Below are 4,612 nucleotides of genomic sequence, written 5' to 3' on the forward strand. Positions count from 1 at the left end.
GCGGTTCGTGCGCCGCCACGCCGGCGCCGGCCAGGCCGTCGAGCCGGGCGGCGACCCGCTGGGTCGGGCGCAGGCCCTGGTCCGAGCGGAACCGGCGGACCTCGGTGACCACCCGTTGCAGGGTGGCGACCTCCGCCTCGGCGGCGTCGTCGACGAGCGCCCGGTCGGCAGCCGGCCAGGCCGCGGTGAGCAGCGTCTCGCCGCCGGTCAGCGCGGTCCACAACTCCTCGGTGACGAACGGGATCACCGGGTGCAGCAGCCGCAGGAGGTGGTCCAGCACATGACCGAGGACCCGGCGAGTGACCTCGGCCGACTCGCCCCCGCCGGCCAGCACCGGCTTGCTCAGCTCGACGTACCAGTCACAGACGTCGTCCCAGGCGAAGTGGTAGAGCAGGTCACACACCTTGGCGAACTCGTACGCCTCGAACTGCTCGTCGACCTCGGCGGTGACGTGCGCCAGCCGGGACAGGATCCACCGGTCGACGGTCGACAGCTTGTCGGCGGTCGGCATCGGACCGCCGGTGTGCGCGCCGTTGATCAACGCGAACCGGGTGGCGTTCCAGAGCTTGTTGCAGAAGTTCCGGGAGCCCTGGCACCACTCCTCGCTGACCGGCACGTCGCCGCCCGGGTTGGCGCCCCGGGCCAGCGTGAAGCGGGTCGCGTCGGCACCGTACCGGTCGATCCAGTCCAGCGGGTCGACCACGTTCCCGAACGACTTCGACATCTTCTTGCCGTGCTCGTCACGGACCATGCCGTGCAGGGCGATCACGTCGAACGGCTGCCTGCCGTCCATCGCGTACAGGCCGAACATCATCATCCGGGCGACCCAGAAGAAGAGGATGTCGTAACCGGTCACCAGCACGCTGGTCGGATAGAACTTGGCCAGGTCCGGGGTCTGCTCCGGCCAACCGAGCGTGGAGAACGGCCACAGGCCGCTGGAGAACCAGGTGTCCAGCACGTCCTCGTCCTGGTGCCAGCCCGTCCCGGTCGGCGGCTCCTCGTCGGGTCCGACGCAGACCACCTCGCCGGCCGGGCCGTACCAGACCGGGATCCGGTGGCCCCACCAGAGCTGGCGGGAGATGCACCAGTCGTGCATGTTGTCGACCCAGGCGAAGTAGCGCTTGGCCAGCTCCGCCGGCTCGATCCGGACCCGCCCGTCGCGCACCGCGTCACCGGCCGCCTTCGCCAGCGGCGAGGTGTTGACGAACCACTGCAACGACAGCCGGGGTTCCACCGTGGTGCGGCACCGCGAGCAGTGCCCGACGGCATGCACGTACGGCCGCTTCTCGGCGACGATGCGGCCCTGCTCGCGCAGCGCCGCGACGATCGCGGGCCGGGCCTCGAACCGGTCCAGCCCCTGGAACGGACCAGGCGCGGTGATCACCCCCCGCTCGTCCATCACGGCGAGCGCGGGCAGGTCGTGCCGCTGCCCGATCTCGAAGTCGTTCGGGTCGTGCGCCGGGGTGACCTTCACCATGCCGGTGCCGAAGGACGGGTCGACGTGGGCGTCCCCCACGATCGGGATCCGCCGCCCGGTCAACGGCAGCTCGACCTCGGTGCCGATCAGGTGCCGGTACCGCTCGTCGTCCGGGTGCACCGCCACCGCCGTGTCGCCGAGCATCGTCTCCGCCCGGGTGGTGGCCACCACCACGTCGTCGCTGTACCGGATCGAGACCAGCTCACCGTCGTCGTCGGAGTGCTCCACCTCGATGTCGGAGAGGGCGGTCAGACAGCGCGGACACCAGTTGATGATCCGGTTCGCGCGATAGATCAGCCCGTCGTCGTACAGCTTCTTGAACATGGTCTGCACGGCGCGGGACAGGCCCTCGTCCATGGTGAAGCGCTCGCGCTCCCAGTCCACCGAGTCACCGAGGCGGCGCATCTGGCCGAGGATGGTCCCGCCGGACTCCGCCTTCCACTGCCACACCCGCTCGACGAACTTCTCCCGGCCCAGATCGTGGCGGGACAGGCCCTGCGCGGCGAGCTGCCGCTCGACCACGTTCTGGGTGGCGATGCCGGCGTGGTCCATGCCGGGCAGCCAGAGCGCCTCGAAGCCCTGCATACGCTTGCGCCGCACCAGGGCGTCCTGCACGGTGTGGTCCAGCGCGTGGCCCATGTGCAGCGAGCCGGTCACGTTCGGCGGCGGGATGACGATGGTGAAGGGCTGCCGCTCGCTCTCCGCCGATGCCCGGAACCGACCGTCGGCTACCCACTGCTCGTACCGTCGCTGCTCTACCTCGCCGGGCAGGTACTGGCCGGCAAGGGTCGGGGCGTCGAGGCGTCGGGCATCCAGGTTCTCGGTCACCCTGGAAGTCTACGGAGCGCTTCGGCGGACCCGACGTGCGCCACCGGTGGTTCGCGTACGGTGTCGGCTATGTCCGACGCGCGCCGCAGCCTCCACCACCTCGACGACGGCACCCCGCTGGTCGACCTGACCGCCGAGCCGATCGAGCTGGACCAGCCCGAGGCGGCGACCGGCCCCGACCGCCGCGCCGTCCGGTCCCGGCGCTGGCGGATCGCGGTGGCGTTGATCGCGGTCCTGGTGTTCGCGGGCGTCGGCACGCTCGGCTCCTGGGGTTGGCGGATCATGCAGCAGAAGGACGCCCGGATCAGCACTCCGGGCGAGGTCGCCGGCCTGCGCCAGGACACCAGCGACCGCGCGGTGAGCACCGCCGACTACCTGCGCAGCGGCCTCGCGGCCGACATCCGGCTGGACAGCAGCTTCGGCGCGGTCTACCAGGATCCGGCCGACACCCGCCGCTCGGTGCTCCTCTTCGGCGGCACGACCCTGCTGTGGCAGCCGGAGCGGGACCTGGAGAGCCTGTTCACGCTGATGGGCGACGAGACCGGCGCGATCAGCGACCTGCGCAACGTCTCCCCGGGCGGTCTCGGCGGGACGATGAAGTGCGGCAGCACCAGCGGCGACGGCGGTGACTTCGCGGTCTGCGGCTGGGCCGACCACGGCAGCGTGGTGCTCGCCATGTTTCCGTCCCGCTCGGTCGACGAGTCCGCCGGGCTGCTGCGACAGATCCGCGAGACCGTGCAGACCCGGCACTGACGAGCGCCGCCGGGTCACCGCCCGCCGACCCGCGCCACCGGCGTGGCGAGCGCCGCGAGCCCGACCAGGACGCACCCACCACCCGCCAGCAGACAGACCAGGGGTACGCCGTACCCCTGCGCGCCCCACGTCACCACGGCGGCGCCGATCGGGCCGAGCGCGTAGTGGGTCGCCCAGAACACCGAGGTGACCCGGCCCAGCAGGTGGTTCGGCGTCACCTCCTGCCGTAGCGACAGGGAGCCGATCGCGCCGACCGCCACCCCGCCGAGGTACACCGCCGCCAGGGCCGCCACCGCCGGCACCGTACCCGCCGACCCGACCGCCGCGACCGCCACGCCGGCCGTCACCACACTGCCCGACCAGGTGGGCCCGAAGCCGATGCGTCGTCGCAGCGGCGCCACCACCAGCGAGCCGAGGACCGTGCCGAGCGCGGCCAGCCCCAACACCACCCCGACGGTACGCTCCGACCCGCCGAGGCCGTGCCCGACGTGATAGATCAGCACGTCGTCGAGCCCGTAGGTGAGGAACAGGAACGCCGACAGCAGCAGTGTCAGGCTCCGCAGCACCGGATGCCGCCAGAGGAACCGGGCCCCGACCAGCAGCTCGTCACGCAGCCCGGCCAGGGTCGTCGCGGTCCGCTCCCGGCGGGCCTGCCGCAGCCGAACGGCGGTCAGCCCGACCGCCGACACGGCGAAGCTCGCGGCGTTCACCGCCACCGCCGTGGTGTACCCGAAGCGCGCCGCCACCAGACCGGCCAGCAGCGGTCCCCCGATCCCGGCGACCGCGTGGCTCGCCGACAGCTTGCCGTTGGCCTCGGTGATCCGCCCGACGTCGACGAGCCCCGGCACCGCCGCCACGTACGCCACCCGGAACACCATCCCCACGGCGGCACCGGCCGGCAGTACGAGGTAGAGCAGCCAGAGCTGCGGCCCCCAGAGCCACGCCACCGGTACGGCGGCGAAGAGCACGGCCCGCGCGAGGTCACCACCGATCAGCAGGCGTCGCCGGTCCACCCGGTCGGCCAGCACTCCCGCGAAGACGGCCGTGACCACCGACGCCACCCCCGCGACGGCGGTGAGCAGGCCCATCAGCGCCACCGACCCGGTGACCTGGAGCACCAGCAGCGGTACGGCCACCGACGCGAACCCGTCGCCGACCACCGACACCGTCTGCGCCGCCCAGAACACGCCGAAGTCCCGGTTACGCCACAGCCCCGACCTCGTTCTTCCGGCGTGCGCCGTCTCCTCAGATGCCGGCACTGGGCCCGGCATCGTCCGGTCGTGTGCTGGTGGGGCGGGGCCATCGGTGGGCGCCGTCACTCGCGTGACGCTAGCGGCCGGCGGGCCGATGCGCTGTCCCGGTTCTGGCTGTCTCGGTTCAGGCTGCCACGATCGGGTTTAGCGGTCGGGCTACGGCGATCGGTCCATAAATGCGTTTAGGGCCACCCCCGTGGGGGTGGCCCTAAATCGAGAAGATGTCCGGCGGTGTCCTACTCTCCCACACCCTCCCGGGTGCAGTACCATCGGCGCTGGAGGGCTTAGCTTCCGGGTTCGG

General features: G+C 72.0%; 3 protein-coding genes. 1 reads left to right on the forward strand and 2 read right to left on the reverse strand.

Going from position 1 to position 4,612, the window contains the following annotated elements; genetic code table 11:
• Positions 1 to 2,305 (reverse strand): valine--tRNA ligase (locus EYA84_RS27025; RefSeq protein ID WP_131056558.1); only part of this gene is annotated, 2,305 nt, incomplete at its 3' end.
• 69 nt (positions 2,306 to 2,374) lie between these two features.
• Here EYA84_RS27025 and EYA84_RS27030 point away from each other — a divergent pair.
• Positions 2,375 to 3,058, forward strand: coding sequence for a hypothetical protein (locus EYA84_RS27030; protein ID WP_131056560.1), 684 nt, complete (start codon positions 2,375 to 2,377; stop codon positions 3,056 to 3,058).
• 14 nt (positions 3,059 to 3,072) lie between these two features.
• On the opposite strand, the gene EYA84_RS27035 is transcribed toward EYA84_RS27030, so the two are convergent.
• Entirely contained in the window at positions 3,073 to 4,317 is a 1,245-nt protein-coding gene (locus tag EYA84_RS27035; protein ID WP_236145976.1) for an MFS transporter, read from the reverse strand.
• Between the last annotated feature and the right edge of the window lie 295 nt (positions 4,318 to 4,612).

Source organism: Verrucosispora sp. SN26_14.1, from assembly GCF_004307965.1.
Lineage (GTDB): Bacteria > Actinomycetota > Actinomycetes > Mycobacteriales > Micromonosporaceae > Micromonospora.

Coding starts and splice junctions, on each gene's coding strand:
- EYA84_RS27030 (WP_131056560.1), top strand. CDS start 2,375: ATGTCCGACGCGCGCCGCAGCCTCCACCACCTCGACGACGGCACCCCG.